Raw genomic sequence first — 21,268 nt, forward strand, 5'->3', positions numbered from 1 at the left:
ACATGAAATTACACACTCTAGTCAATAAACACTAGCTAGTGAAATACACCGCATCATTAGCCCTTCCAAGAACTTTTTCAATGCTTTTTGACAATGGGAAAGATAATATTGTAAATACAAAAGAAATCCAGTTCGTTTATATATTTGTATGTCCATTTATGGACAAGGAAACATCATCTATAGCCACATACGGAGGAATAATTGTTAAATCAATAATACTGGCAGGTGGATTTGGAACGCGCCTCTGGCCCCTCAGCCGCGAAATGTATCCGAAACAGTTTTTAAAATTGAATGAAACATCATTGTTTCAGGATACAGTACTCAGATGTCTTGAGATATCAGACATCACAGAGATATTCATTGTTACAAATGAATTGCAAAAATTCTTTGTTCTTGGACAAATAGAAGAACTTGGTTATGAGTTTCCAGCGGATAATATATTGCTGGAACCTGTTGGAAAGAATACCCTCCCTGCAATTACCTTTGGTATGAATGAGATAAAGAAGCGTTTTGGCAAGTCCAAAGTAAGTATTTTTTCATCAGACCATATATTGAACAAAAAAGCAATGGAAATAATCAGGAATTCCGAAGAGCTTGCCACTGATCACCTCCTCACATTTGGAGTTGTACCCACTTCACCACATACTGGTTATGGGTACATCAAACCAGCAGATGCAATTGGAAACGGATTCAAGGTCTCAGAGTTTAAGGAAAAACCTGACACATCCAGTGCTGAAAAGTACATAGAAGAAGGATGTTTATGGAACAGTGGCATGTTCCTTTTTGATACGGATGTTTTCTTCGAAGAGCTTGAAAACTATACTCCAGAGATAGATAGTGCTTTCAAAAAGACAGATGACATCAGAATGATTTTCGAAGAGATGCCTTCAATTTCCATTGACTACGGAATCATAGAAAAATCGAGTCGTGTAGCCGTCATAAAACTTAATGAGAGATGGAGCGACCTTGGTAGTTTCAAAGCCCTCCATGAAGAGTTTGAGAAAGATGATAACAATAACATCATACAGAATTGTGATGATGTACTTATCAACTCCTCCGGTAATTTCATCCATTCAAAAAGTGGAAAGGTAGTATCACTTATTGACATCAACGATGCGATTGTTGTGGACACTCCTGATGCATTGTTGGTCTGCCCAAAGGAGAGCAGCCAGAAGGTAAAAGATGTTGTATCTTCACTCAAATATCGAAAAGATGAGCGTGCACAATTACATCAGACTGTGTACAGACCCTGGGGCTCATATACTATACTAGAGGAATCTGAAAAGCACAAGATAAAGAACATAGTTGTTCTGCCACAGAAGAAGTTGAGTTTGCAATTACACCATCACCGGAGTGAGCACTGGGTTGTTGTGAAAGGGATGGCATGTGTGCAGGTGGATGGCGAACAGTATTTCTTACGACAGGGTGAGAGTACATTCATCAGGGCTGGTGTTAAGCACAGATTGTCCAATCCTGGGAAAGTGCCTCTTGAAATAATTGAGGTGCAGCTTGGTGATTATGTTGGAGAGGATGATATTGTCAGGTTCGATGATGAGTATGGGAGAGAGTAAAACACTACAGCTTTAGCAAATGTACTCATTTATATAAAATCAAGAAGTTAGAAGATTACAATGCAACTCGAATCAAACCTCAAGAACAAAAAAATACTTGTCACCGGCGGTGCAGGATTCATCGGTAGCCATATTGTTGACATATTGATGAAAGAAGAGTGCAAAGTCATAGTTTTTGATAACTTAAGTTCGGGATACACGGAGTTTATTGAACATCACACAGGAAATCCCAATTTTGAGTTCATAAATGGAAATCTGCTCACACCCCATGAAATAAACATGGCATGTAATGACATTGATTTTGTATTTCATGTCGCAGCAAATCCTGATGTGAAGTTAGGGGCAGTTGACACAAAAGTGCACTTTGACCAGAACATCACAGCAACCTACAATCTGCTTGAAGCAATGCGCAAGAACAATGTAACAAACATTGTTTTCACTTCCACATCGACAGTCTATGGTGAAGCAGAGATTATACCCACACCTGAGAACTACGGACCATTGATACCAATATCACTGTATGGTGCATCTAAACTTGCATGTGAAGCACTCATTACATCCTATTCACATACATTCGACATGAAATCATGGATATTCAGGTTTGCGAATATCATCGGAGAACGAAGTACACACGGAATAATTGTTGATTTTATTCAAAAGCTCAAGGACAATCCACATGAACTTGATATTCTTGGTGATGGCAGACAATCCAAATCATATCTGCATGTAAGTGAATGCGTCAAAGCGATAATGTTCGCTTTAAATAATAGCAATGAAGCAGTCAATATATTCAATGTAGGTTCCGAAGACACGATAAATGCTACAGAGATCGGTGAGATTGTTGTTGATGAAATGGGACTTGAAGATGTTGAGTTTACATACACTGGCGGAAAGCGGGGATGGAAAGGTGATGTTCCACGAATGTTGCTTGGAATTGATAAATTGAAAGATACAGGGTGGGTTCCTGAATATTCGTCACGGAGAAGCGTAAAGGAAACAGTGAAATCCCTGATTTGCAGATGATTTAATGTGGCATGGTTATGGCCCATCATTAACAAACGATTAGCAAAACGCATAAATGTTTAATATTATAGCGGTGAGAAATAATGAAAGTAATAATCCCTGCTGCAGGAACAGGAACACGCCTGTTCCCACATACCTATACAAAACCAAAACCCATGGTATATATCGCCGGCAAGCCAATCATAGGACACATTCTTGACAGGATGATAGATCTTGAGCCTGAAGAGATTATACTTATTGTAGGATATCACAAAGAACAATTGATATCATATACAAAAGAACACTATGAAGGGATATTTAACATCAGGTATGTAAATCAGGAAAACAGGCTGGGACTTGGTCATTCCGTGTACATAACACGCGAATATGTGAAAGATACGGATATCATGATAGCCTTGGGAGATATGATCTTTAAGGCAGGGTACATGGATTTTTATAAGAAGCACATTGAAAATGAAAAATGTGCAGGTTCAATTGGAGTAAGGGAAGTCGAAGAACCCAGAAAATACGGCATTGTCGAACTTGAGAAAACATCATCCTGTATCAAAAAACTAGAGGAAAAACCTGAAAATCCGGCATCAAACCTGGGAATTGCAGGAGTGTATTTTATAAAAGACACACAAATGTTGTTCGAAACCCTCGAAAGAATGATAATGAATGATATCAAATCACGTGGAGAATATCAACTTACAGACGCTCTCCAGGAAATGATAAATGAAGAATGTAAATTAAAGACTTTTGAAGTTTCAAGCTGGTATGACTGTGGCCATGCTAAATCCCTTCTTGAAACGAATCAAGTGCTACTGGATGAAAAAGAGAATATAAGTTGCAACTATGAAAGCATGGATTCTGTGATAATACATCCTGTAGCCATAGGAAAAGGTGTGAAGATCTCCAATTCGGTAATCGGACCACATGCATCGATTGCAGATGATACTGTTGTGGAAAGCTCCATAATATCAGATAGTGTAATAGGTTCTCGCACGTATGCTTCTAATGTGAATCTGCAGTCATCCATAGTTGGAGATGATGCAAATGTCGTGGGCAAGCATAACTCTTTAAGTATAGGCGACTCTTCCTCCATAGAGTTCTAAAAGTGATAATATGAGATCAATAGTAACAGGCGGTGCAGGATTTTTAGGATCGCATCTTTGTGATTTGCTTCTTGAAAAAGGACATGATGTTATTTGTATAGATAATCTGGTGACTGGTAACGCAAGAAATATTGCCCATATAAACTCAGATAGCTTTACATATTTGAAGCATGACATCACCAGACCAATATATTTTGGGGATAAGATCGATTATATATTCCACCTGGCAAGTCCTGCTTCTCCAGTTGATTATCTCGAACTGCCAATTCAGACATTAAAAGTAGGAGCGCTGGGCACGTATAATATGCTGGGACTGGCAAAAGAGAAAAGGGCAAGATTGCTTATTGCCTCTACTTCTGAAGTTTATGGAGATCCTCAGGTCAATCCTCAGCCTGAAACCTATTGGGGGAATGTGAACCCTATTGGACCCAGAGGAGTCTATGACGAAGCGAAACGTTATGCTGAAGCTATTACTATGGCATATCACAGGTATCACGGCATAGATACCAGAATTGTACGTATATTCAACACATATGGGCCACGTATGCGTGCAAATGACGGAAGGGTTGTACCGAATTTCATAAATCAGGCTCTAAAAGGGGAAGATATAACTGTGTATGGCGATGGAAGCCAGACAAGGTCCTTTTGTTACGTTTCCGATCTCATAGATGGAATATACAGACTGATGATGTCTGATTTTACAGATCCTGTGAACATAGGCAATCCTGCCGAAATGACCGTACTGGAGTTTGCAAGATCCATTATTGAAATAACAGGAAGCAAATCCAAGTTAGTTCACCGGGATTTGCCAGTAGATGATCCTAAAGTTAGAAGGCCGGACATCAGCAAGGCTAAGGAGATCCTTGGATGGGAACCAAAGATCGCTTTGGAAGAAGGATTGAGAAATACTCTGGAATATTTTATGTCGATGAGGAGTGAATTGTGACGAAAACCTACTTGATCACGGGCGGTGCCGGCTTTGTTGGTTCTAATATAGCGATTGATTTCAAAGTGAACAAACCTGAAATCAGAGTTGTGGCTTTAGACAACCTGAAAAGAAGAGGGTCGGAACTGAATCTACGAAGGTTACTGGACAATGGTGTGGAATTCATTCATGGTGACATAAGAAATCGCGAAGATCTTGAGGAACTAGGGCATGTTGATGTAATAGTAGAATGTTCTGCCGAACCTTCGGTACTCGCAGGATTCGACTCATCGCCTGACTATCTAATCAACACCAACCTAATAGGTACGATAAATTGTCTTGAATACGCAAGAAAGCACGATGCAGTTTTTGTATTTTTGTCCACAAGCAGAGTGTATCCCGTTAAAACGATCAACAGTCTTGCATTTTCAGAGAGCAGTACAAGGTTCAACATCTTAGATGAACAGAACATCATCGGTGTATCATCCCATGGATTTAAAGAAGATTTTCCTCTGAATGGTACTCGTACATTATATGGCACCACAAAACTTGCCTCGGAACTGATAATTCAGGAATACGTTGAAATGTATGGACTCAAAGCAGTAATCAATCGTTGCGGAGTTATCACGGGAAGCTGGCAGATGGGAAAAGTCGACCAAGGTGTTGTTGTCCTGTGGGTGGCAAAGCACCATTATCAACAGGACTTGAACTATATCGGATATGGCGGCCAAGGAAAGCAGGTAAGGGACCTCCTTCATGTTGAAGATTTGTACAGGCTTCTTGAGATTCAGATAAACGATATTCATTTTCATACAGGAGAGATCTACAATGTAGGGGGCGGGCTGGAAAGAAGTGTTTCCCTGTGCGAACTGACATATATTTGCCAAAAATACACAGGCAATGTGATCTCAATTGCAAGTATTCCGGAAGATAGAGTAGGGGATATTCGGATATATATAACAGACAATGAAAAAGTAACTGAAAGAACGGGCTGGAAGCCTGAGATTACTGTAGAACAGATGATCGAAGAGATACATAACTGGATCAGAGAGAATTCAGAACAATTAAAACAGATACTTGCTTGATTACAGGAGTGCTTATTAATGGATATAGCTTTGATAACCGGATCTGCAGGCCTGATAGGTGCAGAAGCTGTCAGATTCTTCAATGAAAAAGGACTTATGGTCGTTGGAATCGACAATGATATGAGGAAGACTTTTTTCGGTGCAGAGGCTTCTACGAAATGGAGTAAAGAAAAACTGGAATCAGAAATAACTGATTATGTGCATTACAACGAGGACATAAGAGATAGGGATCAGATAGAAAGCATATTCAAACAATATGGTGCTGACATAAAACTGATAGTCCATACTGCTGCACAACCTTCCCATGATTGGGCCGCAAAGGATCCTTTCATAGATTTCACAGTTAACGCGAACGGTACTTTAACGCTCCTTGAAATGACACGGCGATACTGTAAAGATGCCGTTTTTATTTTCACTTCTACTAATAAAGTATATGGCGACACGCCAAATGACCTGCCACTCGTAGAGCTTGATAGCAGGTGGGAGATAGATCAGTCGCATCCTTTTTTTGAAAGCGGGATAGATGAATCAATGAGTGTTGATCAAACAAAACACAGTCTGTTCGGTGCGTCAAAATTAGCGGCGGATGTGCTTGTACAGGAATATGGGAAATATTTCAACATGAAGACAGCCTGTTTCAGAGGAGGATGCTTGACAGGACCCGGCCATTCCCCCACCCAGCTTCATGGTTTTCTGGCATATCTCATGAAATGTGCCATTACCGGCGAACATTATACGATTTTTGGATATAAGGGGAAACAGGTCCGCGATAATATCCACAGTTATGATCTTGTCAATGCATTCTGGCATTTTTACCAGGACCCCCGGGAAGGGGAAGTATACAATATTGGCGGCGGCCGTCATTCTAACTGCTCGATGATGGAAGCCATCAGTATGTGCGAGGAAATCACTGGAAAAAAAATGAACTATAGCTACAGTGAAGAAAATCGAATTGGGGATCATATCTGGTGGATAAGTGATGTCAGCAAATTCAAGGAACACTATCCAGAATGGGATTACAAGTATAGTATTAGGGATATTCTAGTTGAAATATACAGGAGCAGTATTTTTAGCAATGTTAGGTAGTCCAACCTGAAGTAATTGTATTTATTGATATTTATGACACAGATTTCAATTGTTGTTCCGGCACATAATGAAGAAGGGAACTTATATAATTTATTTACTAGACTTATCCCTGCCCTTGAACAAAACAAGGAGACCAGGGATTTTGAAGTTGTTATCGTCAATGACAACAGTACTGACAAAACTGCAGTGATAATAGATGACTTTGCATCGAAGGACCCAAGGATCAAACCAGTGCACAGGACATCTACCCCCGGCTTTGGCAATGCCATAAAAACAGGATTAAAGAAAGCGTCTGGAAATATAATGATCCCTGTCATGGCCGACCTTTCCGATGACCCGAATGATATTCAAAAGTTAGTTTGGAAAATAGAAGAGGGTTATGATATTGCTTACGGATCCAGATTTTGTAAAGGTGGTTCTACAAATAGCTACCCAAAGAAAAAAATGCTGGCCAACAGAACATTCAACAATACTGTAAGGCTGTTATTTGGTATCCGCCATAAAGACGTGACAAATGCATTCAAAGCGTATCGCAAAGAAGTCCTTGATGCAATTGGCATAGATAATCTTGAAGCTACAGGTTTTGATCTGACCGTTGAGATCCCTTTAAAGGCCCATATTCTTGGTTTTAGTAGTGCTGAGGTTCCAGTGTCATGGCACGACCGCAAAATGGGAGAAGCGAAATTAAAATTATCGCAGAATGGACATCGGTATGGATCACGACTGATTAAGATGTTTGTTTTAGGCAATATCATCGGGCTTGGGGACCTGTTGGGAACTATTGTAAAAGGATCACCTCTTCGCATAATATTTGCAGTACTGCTGGGACTTCTACTGCTTGGAGGCATATTCTCGGTTGCAGGCATATCGGAAGTATTTGACATCCTCTCAGATATATCACCTGGATATGTAGCTCTGGCATGCCTTATGATAACAACTACCTTTGTCGTTCGAACATGGCGCTGGAGTGTTCTCCTTCGAGAATCTGGGCACAGAGTACACAGGGACACGGCATTCAAATGCATCATGTTCGGATGGTTATTGAATTACCTTTTACCTGCTAGGATCGGTGACGTGGCTCGTGGTATGGCACTTAAGACTACAGAAGGTACACCTTTGAGCATCAGTTTATCGTCAATCATTATCGAGCGTGCAATGGACATGTTCACGCTTGGCATGATGTTGATGACGACACTTTTGTTCTTTTCAAAGGATACACATTTGTTTTCTATTGCGATTGGTGCACTTGCAATTGCCTTTATTCTGATAGCAGGTCTTTTGTTCGTATCGAAGTATGACCACATTATAGCTAACAGATTAGGAACAAGGTTCGAATCACTGTTAAAAGGGATTAATGAACTGAACGAGGGATTACGTAATATATATTCTAACCCACAGGCAATCATACTATGTCTTATCCTATCCCTTCCTATATGGATCTTTGAGATAGCAAGCATCTATTTCTCAGCAAAAGCAATTAATTTCAGTCTATCTCCAGGCATATCGACACTTGCCGGTATTACTGCATTCATTGCACAGGCCATACCAACCACTCCCGGAGGAATTGGAGTCCATGAGGGGTCGATAGCCGGAGTGCTGAACCTGTTTAATATCAATCTAACAATAGGGACGTCAATAGCATTAGTGGACCATTTTGCGAGAGGATTGGTAACCTATGTTCTGGGGATGATATCTGCTGTACACATAGGGTTTGAATCCAGGGGATATTTCACAAGAACAAAAAATGATACCAGGAATGGAGATTGATATGAATGACAAAATTATTTTAGACAAAAAAATATTTGCATTAATTATAATTGCTTCTTTGTACATTGCAGCAAGACTCTATTTTGCCAGTATCTCATCCTATGGATTTTATCATGGATGGAATGAAGCTCATTATTCCAATATCGCAAAGAACTACTTTACGCATACTATCTGGTACCAGATACCTTTGATAGGTGGTCCGGTCTTTGACTCGCTGCCACCGTTCTATTCATACATGGTGTATGTATCATTCAAGGTATTCGGCATCTCGGATATGAGTGCCAGACTAGTGTCCATATTTGCCGAGATTTTAGCTGTTGGAGCTATTTATCTGCTTGCAAAAGAAATATTTGGTGAGAGAACTGCGATCCTGTCATCTGTAATTTTCCTTGTTCTTCCCTGGAATATACTATGGTTTGGAAGGGTTTTCACTGATCCACTAATGACCGCTTTGCTGACCGCATCCATAGCTTCCTATGTTCATGCTTACAAGAATAACGGAAGCATGCTTCCCTTTGGGATATTCTTTGGCCTGGCAGTTTTTACAAAGCAGCCTGCACTTGTAATTCTCCCAATAGTAATAATATGGTCCTTGATAGTAGGTCCCAAAAGAGAACTACTCATAAAGGGAGCTATATCAGCAGCTGTTGGATTACTCCCTCTTCTATTATGGCTTGGACACTATTTTATCGAAGGGGACATGAGTTTTTTGTCACAGATACTATATGGTGAACTTGCAAATCGATCCGCGCCTTTTTCCAATTCGGTCAAAGTTATAGCATTGACAACGATCGGTTTGTCACCATTGATTTTGCTTTTAGCTACATACGGATCGACCAAATGCAAAAAAGAAAGCTCTGTATTGTTTATCTGGCTTGTCCTGTATGGCATATTCGTGATAATCAGAACACCTCCCAGTCATGAGTACTATAGTCTTCCACTTACCCCTGTATTTGCAGTACTTGCTGCAAAAGGTGTTCTTGACATATCAAAAATAAAAGTTTTCAATAAATGGTCCCCGTCAAGATCATTATCATTTATAGTGATATTCATAGTGCTATCCACACTACCCATCACATACGCACTTCTATCATATTCGGGAGATATTGGATACACATGCACTGAAGATGTGGGGAACTATTTGAACGAATACATGGACCAACATCCCGAAGAAATCGTCCTTATCGTAACACCAAGCAGATATGTCCCTCAGATGGTGTGGTACGCTAATTTAACTAGTATTGGACATTCTAGACGGCAAGTGTATGGCATTAGTAATGATTTATCCAGTGCTTCAATTAAAAATATAGAAGATATAACGAAGAAAAATGATGATGCACAAATATTTTTGGTAGTGGATAATCGTCAAGGATTCGCAAGTAAACTAGACCATAGTTACGAGAAGATATATGAAACTACATACATTACAAAAATACCTAATATGGCCGATGTTTATACAACTGAGAATAGTTATGAAAAGTATTTCAATCAATCTTTGCTTATATATGACATAGAAATCTAATTTAATTTCACATGATGTTTTAATACATAATTTCCGGCTCTGTAGAAAACCTACTTCCTATTTTATTTTGACATAATAATTTAAAAAGGATTAATCCCCTGAGTATTACTTACCACAAGAAAACACAAAGGGATGATTGTGTTTTGCCTAATAAGTACTTAATGTTTGTTGATACAGCGCTAGCTGTATCAGGAAACTCACACCTTGATATATACAGCTGCAAGTATTCAAAAAGAAAATACACTCAACACCAGTTACTGACGTTGGTTTTACTGAAAGAGTATCTTGATAAGGGTTATCGAGATATAGTCGAAATTGTTGAAGTAATGGATAAGATCAAAGACAAAATAGGACTCAAAGAGGTTCCACATTTCACTACACTTCACAAATTCATTACAAGACTAAAATCTATATATTTCAATGGACTACTGTATCAAACGCTAAAACTCTTTTACTCATATGGTGAAAAAATAGAGACCACTGCCATTGATTCAAGTGGATTTACCAGTGGTCATTGTAGTTACTATTATTCTTGGAGAACAGGGAAGAAACGAAGGTCATTCTTGAAAACCAGTATTTCAGTAGATACTGAAAAGTTCATTGTTACTGGTTTTAAGGTATCGGGTAAACCTGTGCATGATGCAAAGCATGCGATGACATTGCTAAAGCAATGTCATAAAACGCGCAGATCAAAGTATTATGTCATTGATAAGGGTTACGATTCAGAAGGCATACATTCACTAACAAGAGAACAACTAGAAGCGATAGCTATGATTCCTTTGAGGGAACGAAAAAGGAAAAGGATCAAAGGTTATTATCGCAGAAAAATGGTATGGGAATTTGACAAGGAATTGTATCACAAAAGAAACTTGGTTGAGACAATGTTCTCCGTTCTGAAAAGAAAATATGGAGAAGAAATAAAAGCAAAAGGATACTGGAATCAGGCAAAAGAGGTGAAATCCAAACTATTAGTGCATAATCTTGACAGGTATGTCAAGATTGCACTTATTAGTCGGATAAGGATTTCTACAAAGCCTAATTTCCTAAATAATATGTTAAACATTGTCAAATAAGCTTCACATATAATTTACTCAAATTGTACCTATTTTTTGCATAATTGAATTGAATTCTTCATATATTTTTTTATCAACTTTAAGCATAAAAATACTATATATTAGGCCACCAAACAAAACAAGTATAATAACGAACCATAAATTTGACAATGGTAAGAATAGTCGATATGTCCATAGAATAAGACCCATTGCTAAAGAAGATAATATCATATGTAGAATACTATCATACTCAAATGTAATTGATATTTTATTGGATAGTTCACTGTATGCTAATAAAGCATTTAGTGCCATAGCAGCAAGCGTTGCAATGGCAGCCCCATTGATACCCATTGTTGGAATTAATATTACGTTAACTATGATATTCAATAGCGCTGCAATAGCAGTTACCTGAAAAGACTTTTTTTGACAATCAAGTGCACTTAAATATGCAGTGAAAAGAATTTGAAATATACTTATTATTTGCATACACAGTAAGATAAAAAGTGTAGTATAGCCGTGAACAAATTCAGCCCCATAGAAATAATACAAAAGTTTATCTCCGAGTAGTGCCCCACCAACAAATATAGGAATTGCAAACAACAACGAATAACTGATAGAACGGGATAAAGATTCCTCAATACTTTTATATTTTCTAGTCTTGCCCCATCGACTAACTTTAGGCCAAAGTGTAGATCTTAGAGCTGCAGTAGATAATGTTGCAATTGTTACAAACTGAAATATTACTCGATAAACTCCAACATCTGAATTGTTAAGAAAATATCCTATCGTAATAGTATCAGCATATGCAAATACCATATGGCTACTGGATATTAAAACAAGCCAAAATGAAAAAGATAATAAGCTTTTTATATGAGTCAAATTAAAACTTGTAAGCTTCAAGTCAAGGAAATGAAACTCCATAATTAAGGAAACAAGCATCCCTCCTACAAAGCCTGCTACCATTCCAGCAGTTCTAAAACCTATATAAACAGCAACTACCTGGAAAACAATTCGTGATACGTTGTTAACAAATGTACCAGTTGCAAACAGCCCCATTTTTCCAGACCCAGCTATTCCATGATGAACTGATCCATGAAATATTGATAATAATAACGCTAGTATAAGCCACACAAATATTCCTTCACTATTAAGATCTACGAAATATTCCTTTACTGAAAGAAGCAAAATAATAACTGCAATTAATAAAATCAAACGTAATGTAAAAAATGCACTGAAATAAGAATCTTGTTCTTCACCTTCACTTATGCGTTTTATTGCAGCACTACCCAGTCCACCATCACTCAACATAGAGGATATTCCATAGTATGCTGTAAAAAGAAAATATGCTCCAAGAACACTAGAGCCTACTTTGTGGGCAAAGTACATCGTACTAAGAAAACCTAGAAAAGTAAAAGCAAGTTGAGTAACAAAAGAAATTAGACTCTGGCGCTGGACTTGTCCTATACTCATAATGTTAGAGTGAATTGACTTTAAACTAGACATGATTGAACTAAAAAAGAACTTATGCTATAAATATAGTAGACAAAAATCATTATTTCATTTCCAAGTAGGTCACTTAGACCAAATATGAATTATTTATTAATTTTCCCATATTCATTTGATTTTTGAAAATAGATATATTTTAATAGGAAAAAATACTAAAATGCGTTGCGAGTTATAATAAGAATTACATGTAACCTAGATAAAACTAAATGCATTAATTAGCAATAGGAATCCAATGAATAAAAAAATAAAAGTAACTCTTAAGAGTGCTTCTGGATCAGTCACCCATTCAGCATATCAGGAGTTGTTTTGTAATCCGCCTTCTAATTGCAGTTATTATTACGAAAAACAAACATATTCCGATAGGATAATGAGTGCAACTAGCTACTATTTGCCCCTTCCAAGCATAGGATACATTAAAGAAAACACAGACCTTGTTCATTCACATCAGCAGCTTATTGTTAACAAAATCCCTTTTGTAATAGATTTTGAACATATTAGTGCTTTAGTTCATTTCAACCACAAAAAATTAAAAAGCAGTTTGAATAAACGTATAATAGAAAAATTCTTTTCCTCGAAAAATTGTATGCATATATTACCTTGGAGTGTTGCTGCAGAAAGAAGCATGCAATATTTATTGGATACAAAATCATTTAAGGAAAAAATTAAAGTTGTTTATCCTGCAATGCATTCAGTTGAAATTACTAAAAAAAAGTCAAATGAAATTACTATCTTGTTTGTTGGCCGACTTTTCCTAAGAAAAGGTGGTCTAGAAGTGTTGAAAGCTTTTGAATTGTTAAACCAAAAATATGATATTCGTTTAGTTGTAGTATCTCAAGTTCCTGATGAATTAAAAGCCAAATACGAACATTATCATAATATTGAATTTTATAACTCAATTCCGAGAACTACACTGCTTAATGATTTCTTTCCGAAAGGAGATATCTTTTTATTTCCTACTTATTATGATACATTTGGAATGGTGTTTCTCGAAGCTATGGCATACGGCATGCCAATTGTAACCCTTGATGGTTTTGGCACATCTGAAATAATAGAAGATGATAAAAATGGATTCCTGATCAAACCATATTCAAAGAAATGGTTTGACACAAATTATTTGCCACATCCAGAATGGGGAGATTTTTCTAAATTATATGAATTGATTGATCAAAATGAACAGAAACGAATTGTCTCAGAGATTGTTGATAAAGTATCAAGTTTGATAGAAAATGATTCAATGCGGGAAAAAATGGGGAAGTATGGGAAAAAAATGGTTGATTACGGAAAATTTTCAATCGAAAAACGAAATAAAACGTTAACAGAAATATACGAAATGTCAATATAAGTTGTGAGTAATAATAATAAATAAAAACGTCTGAATAAAAATTTATGAAAAACCGGAGAACACATAATGAATATTTGTATAATGTGCCAAGACTTTCCCCCTTTAATTGGCGGTATTGCAGCCCATGTACATGAACTTTCTAAAGCTTTGGCCAAGCAGGGGAATGAAGTCCATGTTATTGTCCCAAGATATCCATATAATCTAAAGTGGGAAGAAAATTTTGATGGAATTCACGTGCACCGGGTGTTCCAGATACGTAAACGTTTTTTGAGTGGTAATTTATATATTCCTTTTGCAATTGCTAAATTGCTATCCGTGATTAAAAAGCACAATATTGACGTTGTTCATTATCATTCATCTTACCCAGAAAGTATAATCACAAAGTATATAAAAAATAAGCCTGTGATTTTCACTGCTCATGAGTCTGGGTTTTTAGAAATGGCAAGCAACGAACGCTTCATAAATAAATTAAAATACAGACTTTCACACCCCGACATAATCATTGGCCCAAGTCAAGAATTAGCAGATGTACCAACTAAATTTGGTGTTGATAAGAACAAAACAATTTTTATATCAAACGGAGTTGATGTAGATAAATTTAGTCCAAGTATTAGCGGAAGCAGAATCAGGGAAAAATACAAAGTAAAAGACGATGAAATAGTCGTTCTATGTCCTCGAAGACTAGCTCCAAAAAATGGCGTTATCTACTTAATCGAAGCTATTCCACAGATTGCTGCCATTAATCAAAAAATTAAGTTTGTGATTGTTGGAGAAGGGGGATTCAAAAAACAAAGAACTGAAATGGAAGATACACTTATAAATTTATCTTTGGATGACAAGGTCATATTTACAGGTGATATTCCTAATCATGAAATGCCAGAATTTTTTGCGGCCTCTGATATTGTTGTTTTACCATCACTGATGGAAGCTACTAGCATAGCGGGCTTAGAAGCAATGTCGTCTAGCAAACCTTTAATAGGCACTACTGTTGGGGGAATACCATATTTAATAGATGACAATATAACAGGAATCCTTGTTCCTCCAAAAGACTCGGAAGCATTAGCAAATGCAATTGATCGCTTAACCAAAGATGAAGATATGAGAAATTACATGGGTTTAAATGCTAGAAAAAAAGTTGAAACGGAATTTTCTTGGGAAATCATTGCTAAGAAAACATTAAGAATTTACGAGGAATTAATAGTATGATTTGTATAATTTTAGGCACTCGACCAGAGATTATTAAAATGTCTCCTGTTATAAGAGAGTGTCAGAGATTAAACATAGATTATTTTATTCTGCACACTGGTCAGCATTATACATATCAAATGGATAAACTCTTTTTTTCTGAACTTAAACTACCTGCCCCAAAATATAATATTGATGTAGGATCAGGTAGACATGGCGAACAAACAGCTAAAATGCTTGCTGAAATCGAAAATATTTTGCTCGAAGAAAAGCCAGAAGTTGTGTTGGTTCAGGGAGATACAAACACAGTGTTAGCTGGTTCTTTAGCTGCTTCGAAGTTAGGTATAAAAATTGGGCATGTTGAAGCTGGTTTAAGAAGTTTTGATCGGAAAATGCCTGAAGAATTAAATCGCATTATGTCCGATCATATTGCAGACTACTTGTTTGCACCTACGAAAAAATCAAAGGAATTATTAATTAATGAAGGTATACCCCATGAAATGATTTCTGTAACAGGAAATACAATTGTAGATTCAGTGATGCAAAACATTCAACTCATAGATGAAAAAAAGATCCTTGACAAATGGTTGCTAAAAAGAAAGAATTATATCCTTATCACAGCACATCGGCAAGAGAATGTAGACAACAAGAGAAATTTGACAAATATTTTAAAAGGTATTGATTTAATTACACAAGATTGTGGACTAAATGTTATATTTCCAATTCACCCTAGGACTGCCAAAAAGCTTACAGAATTTGATTTGATGCAAAATGTAAAAAAAATCAGAAATCTTATTATTATTGAGCCAGTTGGCTTTTTAGAACTACTTGTTTTGGAAAAATGCGCAAAACTGATAATAACGGATTCGGGAGGGCTTCAAGAAGAAGCCTGCATCCTAAATACACCCTGCATTACAATTAGAGAAAATACAGAAAGACCTGAAACCGTTGAGGTTGGTGCTAATTTGCTTGTAGGCACAAATCCTCAAAACATGTTAGAAGGTTCACGAAAAATGATGAAGGCAAACAGCGACTGGAAAAATCCTTTAGGAAAAGGTGACAGTGCAGAAAAAATTATTAACTTCATTTTAAATAGGCATCTTTGATGTGAAAAACAAAAATCGGGCCGAATCAATCTATTGGCCCAATTTTTTTAACACACAACATTTACTTTGGTTTTGATTAAGAACATTTATGCAATCAACGACAACCACATCACTAATAAATTGTGATGAAATATAATCCAAATCATAGTATGAATGTTTTACACCAATAATAACACAATCAAAATTTTGAATCGTTTCAAGTGGAGTTGATGCTAGAAGCTCATTATCCATACGAACTTCATTAATAAATTCATCATTATAACTTACTTCTGCTCCCATTTTCAACAATTGCTCAAAGACACTAAGCATTGGAGAATTTCTTAAGTCATTTACATCTTTCTTATATGCCAAACCTAATATTAAGACTTTAGAACCATTCACACTTTTTTTAACTTCGTTTAATCCCGCAATTGTCATATTAACAATATGTTTTGGCATATTTTGATTTATTTCTCCCGCTAGTTCAATAAATTTGGAATTAAGACCCACTTCTTTTGCTTTCCAAGATAAGTAAAATGGATCTACGGGTATACAATGTCCACCTACACCAGCTCCGGGATAATGTGGCATGAATCCATAGGGTTTTGTGGATGCTGCATCTATAACTTCCCAAATATCAAACCCTAATTGTTCTGCCAATATTGCAAGTTCATTAACTAAAGCTATGTTTACAGCACGAAATACATTTTCTATTATCTTAGTAGCTTCAGCATTTTTAAGTGAAGACACTTTTACTACTGAAGTTATTTGACTATAGAGTTCTCTAGCTATATCAGCGCAATCTTCATTAATCCCCCCTACAACTTTAGGAGTATTTGATAAATTGAATGTAATATTTCCAGGGTCCACTCTTTCAGGAGAATATGCCACGCCGAAATCCAAGCCAGCAACCATTCCACTTTGTTCAATTATAGGTATCATGATTTCTTCAGTAGTTCCAGGATAGGTTGTGCTTTCCAGAATGAGAAACATGTCTTTTGTTAAGTAGGGTAAAATATCTATAAGAGCAGACTTTATATAATCCAAGTTTGGATCATTTGATTTTGTAACTGGAGTAGGCACACAAATGATAATAAAGTCTGTATTTGTGAATGCTTTTTTGGGAGAATTTGTAGCTTTGAAGTTAAACTCCACTGATTTCAACAATTCATCTGAAATTGTAGACAAATGGCTTTTCAAATCATTAATATTATTTACAAGGTCAACAGAAACATCATATCCAATGACTTCAAAATCTCTTTTTGCAAATTCAATTGCAAGTGGCAACCCCACATAGCCTAATCCAACTATACAAATTCTAGCAGTTTTTTTATCAATCTTAGATTTAAGTAACTGTAGCATGTGAACACCTGTTTTATTTGAGATACGGATATAACACTTTTTGATACATACGTAGATAGTTATTTGTTACAAACTCAGTAGAGTATTTATGCATTGATATTAATTTACCTGTAATACCCATTTTTTTTGCAACTTCATGATTGCCTAGCAAATATAAAACTGCATCAGCTATTTCAGGAACATTTGCTGGCTCAACAATTACTCCAGTTTCCATATGTTTTACATTTTCTGGAATAGCTCCTGTGTTAGACCCTATTACGGGCTTACAAAATGCCATTGCTTCAGCTGCTACCCTTCCAAAGGTTTCAGGTACAATTGATGGAAAAACAACGATTCTAGTCTTAGAAAAATATACATCTATTTCATCAGAAGAAACAAAACCTTCAAAAATGACATTGTCTGAAACATCTAGCCTTTGAGTCATTTTTTTAAACTCATTAAAACGATCTCCATCTCCAATTACCCTGAAAATACATTCTGGATATTTCTTGATAATTTCAGGCATTGCCTGAATTACATACTCACAACCCTTAAATTTACCAAGTGCACCTACAAATAAAATATCACTTTCAAATTTATTATTATAGTTTATGGGTTCTGTAAACTCACAGATATTAGGAATAATTGCAGTTAATTTATCGCCAAATATGGTTTTTACATAAGAATGAATGTTCTTCGATATGCAAACTACTCCATCTAATTTCTTAGCAGAATATTGTCTTTCAATCATTTGCAATTTTGAATAAAGAGGACCAAATAATTGTTCCAGCAAACTAGAAGAATGTCTATAACACCTGAAAGCGGAAAGGAGGTTACATTTACCATCACAAACTGAAAAACCATCATACATTTTTAACATATAGCCATAAGGGCAGGTTAACCAATGACTGTTTATTGTTGCAACAGATTTTACCCCATGCTTACTTGCCGCGAAAACAACACCAGGTATAGTATCCATATTCATTGCATGGACTATATCGATGCCAGGATTATTCTTAAGGAATGCAGATACAGTTTTATATGTATTCCAGTAAAAAAGCTCGTTGTTCCCAATATGATAAAACACGCCAGGTAAGATATTTGGCTTAATAATGGGGTGCAAAACGAAACCAGAGCCAGGGATTGCAGTTATGTTTTCAGAAGTTATGACATGAACCTCCACACCTGAATCGCTCAATCCTTTTGCAAGATTATAAGCACTTATTTCCCCACCTCCTCTTATGTTAGGGGGAAAATATTTTGATACGATGGCAACTTTAATTTTATTCTTCATATAGATCAACCAACTCATGGACTACATCGTTCCAGTCAGCAATGGTATTTGGAACAGTATCATTGTATTTTAACCGTTTGATAATCGAGGACAATATCCTTGGGTCATAATCATCTATTCCAAAGCACATTTCATCATCCACAAATTCATCCAGTGCACTTCCCAAGGCCACGATACACAGCGTTCCTGATGCCAGGGCCTCTGCAACAGTTATACCGTATGCCTCATGTTTTGAAAGCATCAAAAAAACATCTGCAGAGACATAATGTTTCAATAGCTCTTTCCTGGAGACATCTTTTAGCCACTCTACCTTACTTGCAACTCCCAGCTTATCTGCAAGTTCACGCAGGTCATGTTCAAACGGACCTTTTCCTATGACAGACAAACTATGGTCTGGGAGATATAGCAATGCCTGAATTATATACTGAACACCTTTATATTCCTCCAGTCTTCCAACATAGAGGAGTTTATTGCCATCACCTTTTTTCAAATCAAGTCTTACATTCCTGAACTCAGCCAAATTGATCCCATTGGGAATCTTTCTTATCTTGCCGGGAGGTAGAACGAAATCCTCTGAAACAAGCCCTTTCTCGTACTCTGAAACACATACAATATTGTCAGCTCTGGAAAATATCATCTTTCCGAATAACTTGTAAGGCTTATGCAGCAGATTCCTCAGAAAGGTATGTCCGCCTCGGTGATAATGGGGGGTGAATACAAATTTGCATCGGCCTTTACCCATCCCTGCAAAAAAAGCAGGCAGAGCATGATAGTTATGGGCATGTACAACATCATATCCATTACTTTTCAGGTAAAAGTATATCATAGGAGAAAGATAATATGCTTCCCCTGGCGCAAAAGATCTGAACCTTGTGATCTTGACACCATTCAGCATTTCAGTCTGAGGTAACTTGCCGCCTAGATCCGTGGTCAGCACTTCCACTTCATTTCCAAGCAGTACCATCCGTTCACTGATCTCTTTTACGTGAGTTTCAACACCCCCTATGAAGGGATGATACCTGTGACAGACCTGTGCAATTTTCATTTTAAACTCTATTTACTAAGATAGGCATCTCTCAATTCTTTGTCCACTTCCCATGTACCATTGCTCTTTCTGCCAAATACCAGACCAAGTCCCCCTACAAGAAGAGATATCTGAGTATCTATGAATGAATAGATAGGTTCAAAGATGGAAAGCTTGTCAGACTGACCAAGGTACATGAAAACTGCACCAAAAGCCATCACCAGTAATAACCCGATGAACGAGGTATAGGTGTAAACTGCAACTAAGAAAGACAGTGTGAACAAAACCATCATGTAAGGCGAAATTATCATCATGAAATAGTTCATAGGGAATACAGCAGTTCCATACTTCCCATAGCTGGAATTTAAAAGAACGTCCCTGTGCTGCAAAAGCAATCTAATCAGACCCTTTCCTCTCCGATCCTTCTGCATCCTTCTTTTGAAGAATCTGCTCTGGCTGGCTTCATAGAACATTACTTCAGGATCGATTATGGTCCTGTAGCCCTGCTTTCTTATCTTGACCGCAAGTTCACTATCATCTGCAAGAGAAGCCGGGTCTATCGGTACAATCAGATTCTTTCGGTATGCTGAAAAAGGGCCATGGAATATTATTGTTGAATCAAGCCATGATTCTACTATTTGCAATCTTGACTGAATAGACCTGTAGCCTTCCTCTACTTTTGAACTATTTATAACGACCTGTTTCCCACAAACAGCACCAATACTCTTATCTGCAAAATTTGCCACCATTTGGCTGAGTGCATCCTTATGTAGGAAACTATCACAATCTGTTTTCACAACAATATCATTCTTAGCAGCCGAATATGCTTTATTCAGAGCCGTTGCAAGACCTGCTCGTTCTCCTTCATTAATGATGCGTATATTTCTGTATTTTTCCTGATAGGTCGAAATAATATCTCTTGTTTTGTCCGTTGAGGAATCAATAAAAATTACTTCAATCAGATCAAGAGGATAATCCAATTCTAATATGTTATCAAGTTTTTTCGCAACAATCAATTCTTCATTATATGTAGGAATAACTATGGAAATAGATTGTTTGAACCCATAGTCTTTGGAAACGGGAGATTTTCTGTACCCATATTTTTTTATCAATAACATAATTGAAAAATATGGGAGTCCAACTAAAAACAGCAACAATATAGAAATGTAGATAAATATCATATAATTTACTCACTAAGGCTTCATAGATTCATGATTATTCATATAGGTATATATGTAAAGTGGATTTTCTTATATAGATAATACTAAATAAATCCAGTGGCATCTAGAACATAAAAAGTAGGTTTTTATTACAATGTTCTGTATAAATCACAAAGGTGTAAAATGTGACAACTTTAAAAAAAAGT

At 36.8% G+C, this 21,268-nt stretch carries 17 protein-coding genes; 12 read left to right on the top strand and 5 right to left on the bottom strand.

All coding sequences use genetic code 11. The annotated features are described in order from the left end of the window. Positions 1-158 precede the first annotated feature (158 nt). From V7O63_RS00005 to V7O63_RS00045, 9 genes are all read left to right on the top strand, one after another. Positions 159-1,571: a mannose-1-phosphate guanylyltransferase/mannose-6-phosphate isomerase gene (locus tag V7O63_RS00005; protein ID WP_340820852.1), complete on the top strand. Its 1,413-nt coding sequence runs from the start codon at positions 159-161 to the stop codon at positions 1,569-1,571. Between the two features lie 60 nt (positions 1,572-1,631). Then, positions 1,632-2,594: an NAD-dependent epimerase/dehydratase family protein gene (locus V7O63_RS00010; RefSeq protein ID WP_340819080.1), complete on the top strand. Its 963-nt coding sequence runs from the start codon at positions 1,632-1,634 to the stop codon at positions 2,592-2,594. An 83-nt stretch (positions 2,595-2,677) separates the two neighbouring features. Further along, a complete protein-coding gene (locus V7O63_RS00015; RefSeq protein WP_340819081.1) occupies positions 2,678-3,688 on the top strand; it encodes a sugar phosphate nucleotidyltransferase in 1,011 nt (336 codons plus the stop codon). A gap of 10 nt (positions 3,689-3,698) precedes the next feature. Beyond that, positions 3,699-4,634: a UDP-glucuronic acid decarboxylase family protein gene (locus V7O63_RS00020; RefSeq protein WP_340819082.1), complete on the top strand. Its 936-nt coding sequence runs from the start codon at positions 3,699-3,701 to the stop codon at positions 4,632-4,634. Next, positions 4,631-5,698, top strand: a complete 1,068-nt coding sequence (locus tag V7O63_RS00025; RefSeq protein WP_340819083.1) for an NAD-dependent epimerase/dehydratase family protein — start codon at positions 4,631-4,633, stop codon at positions 5,696-5,698. The genes V7O63_RS00020 and V7O63_RS00025 overlap by 4 nt, the downstream gene beginning before the upstream one ends. Before the next feature lie 18 nt (positions 5,699-5,716). Further along, positions 5,717-6,784 carry an NAD-dependent epimerase/dehydratase family protein gene (locus V7O63_RS00030; RefSeq protein WP_340819084.1) on the top strand — a complete coding sequence of 356 codons (1,068 nt, stop codon included), beginning with the start codon at positions 5,717-5,719 and terminating at the stop codon, positions 6,782-6,784. Positions 6,785-6,817: 33 nt separating this feature from the next. Continuing rightward, positions 6,818-8,551: a flippase-like domain-containing protein gene (locus tag V7O63_RS00035; RefSeq protein WP_340819085.1), complete on the top strand. Its 1,734-nt coding sequence runs from the start codon at positions 6,818-6,820 to the stop codon at positions 8,549-8,551. Position 8,552: 1 nt separating this feature from the next. Continuing rightward, positions 8,553-10,073 carry a glycosyltransferase family 39 protein gene (locus V7O63_RS00040; RefSeq protein ID WP_340819086.1) on the top strand — a complete coding sequence of 507 codons (1,521 nt, stop codon included), beginning with the start codon at positions 8,553-8,555 and terminating at the stop codon, positions 10,071-10,073. A 161-nt stretch (positions 10,074-10,234) separates the two neighbouring features. Then, positions 10,235-11,146: an IS5 family transposase gene (locus V7O63_RS00045; RefSeq protein ID WP_340820853.1), complete on the top strand. Its 912-nt coding sequence runs from the start codon at positions 10,235-10,237 to the stop codon at positions 11,144-11,146. Positions 11,147-11,164: 18 nt separating this feature from the next. Here the strand turns inward: V7O63_RS00045 and V7O63_RS00050 are convergent, their stop codons facing one another. Next, on the bottom strand, positions 11,165-12,628 hold the full coding sequence (locus tag V7O63_RS00050; protein ID WP_340819087.1) for a polysaccharide biosynthesis C-terminal domain-containing protein: 1,464 nt from the start codon (positions 12,626-12,628) through the stop codon (positions 11,165-11,167). Positions 12,629-12,863: 235 nt separating this feature from the next. Between V7O63_RS00050 and V7O63_RS00055 the strand changes: the two genes are divergently transcribed. The 3 genes from V7O63_RS00055 (at position 12,864) to wecB (ending at position 16,264) form a co-directional block, all read left to right on the top strand. After that, positions 12,864-13,973, top strand: a complete 1,110-nt coding sequence (locus V7O63_RS00055) for a glycosyltransferase family 4 protein (protein ID WP_340819088.1) — start codon at positions 12,864-12,866, stop codon at positions 13,971-13,973. A gap of 66 nt (positions 13,974-14,039) precedes the next feature. Further along, entirely contained in the window at positions 14,040-15,179 is a 1,140-nt protein-coding gene (locus tag V7O63_RS00060; RefSeq protein WP_340819089.1) for a glycosyltransferase family 4 protein, read from the top strand. After that, positions 15,176-16,264 carry a UDP-N-acetylglucosamine 2-epimerase (non-hydrolyzing) gene (gene wecB / locus V7O63_RS00065; RefSeq protein ID WP_340819090.1) on the top strand — a complete coding sequence of 363 codons (1,089 nt, stop codon included), beginning with the start codon at positions 15,176-15,178 and terminating at the stop codon, positions 16,262-16,264. Before V7O63_RS00060 ends, wecB begins: the two co-directional genes overlap by 4 nt. A 30-nt stretch (positions 16,265-16,294) precedes the next feature. On the opposite strand, the gene V7O63_RS00070 is transcribed toward wecB, so the two are convergent. Genes V7O63_RS00070 through V7O63_RS00085 form a run of 4 tightly spaced genes read right to left on the bottom strand, consistent with a single transcriptional unit; the run spans position 16,295 to position 21,083 of the window. Then, the gene (locus V7O63_RS00070; protein ID WP_340819091.1) at positions 16,295-17,605 is read right to left on the bottom strand and encodes a nucleotide sugar dehydrogenase; all 1,311 of its coding nucleotides are present in this window, start codon (positions 17,603-17,605) and stop codon (positions 16,295-16,297) included. Positions 17,606-17,618: 13 nt separating this feature from the next. Then, positions 17,619-18,878: a glycosyltransferase family 4 protein gene (locus V7O63_RS00075; protein WP_340819092.1), complete on the bottom strand. Its 1,260-nt coding sequence runs from the start codon at positions 18,876-18,878 to the stop codon at positions 17,619-17,621. Next, a complete protein-coding gene (locus V7O63_RS00080) occupies positions 18,868-19,923 on the bottom strand; it encodes a glycosyltransferase family 4 protein (RefSeq protein WP_340819093.1) in 1,056 nt (351 codons plus the stop codon). The genes V7O63_RS00075 and V7O63_RS00080 overlap by 11 nt, the downstream gene beginning before the upstream one ends. Before the next feature lie 8 nt (positions 19,924-19,931). Further along, positions 19,932-21,083 carry a glycosyltransferase gene (locus tag V7O63_RS00085; RefSeq protein WP_340819094.1) on the bottom strand — a complete coding sequence of 384 codons (1,152 nt, stop codon included), beginning with the start codon at positions 21,081-21,083 and terminating at the stop codon, positions 19,932-19,934. Positions 21,084-21,268 lie beyond the last annotated feature (185 nt).

The sequence above is a fragment of the Methanolobus sp. WCC4 genome (assembly GCF_038022665.1).
Lineage (GTDB): Archaea > Halobacteriota > Methanosarcinia > Methanosarcinales > Methanosarcinaceae > Methanolobus.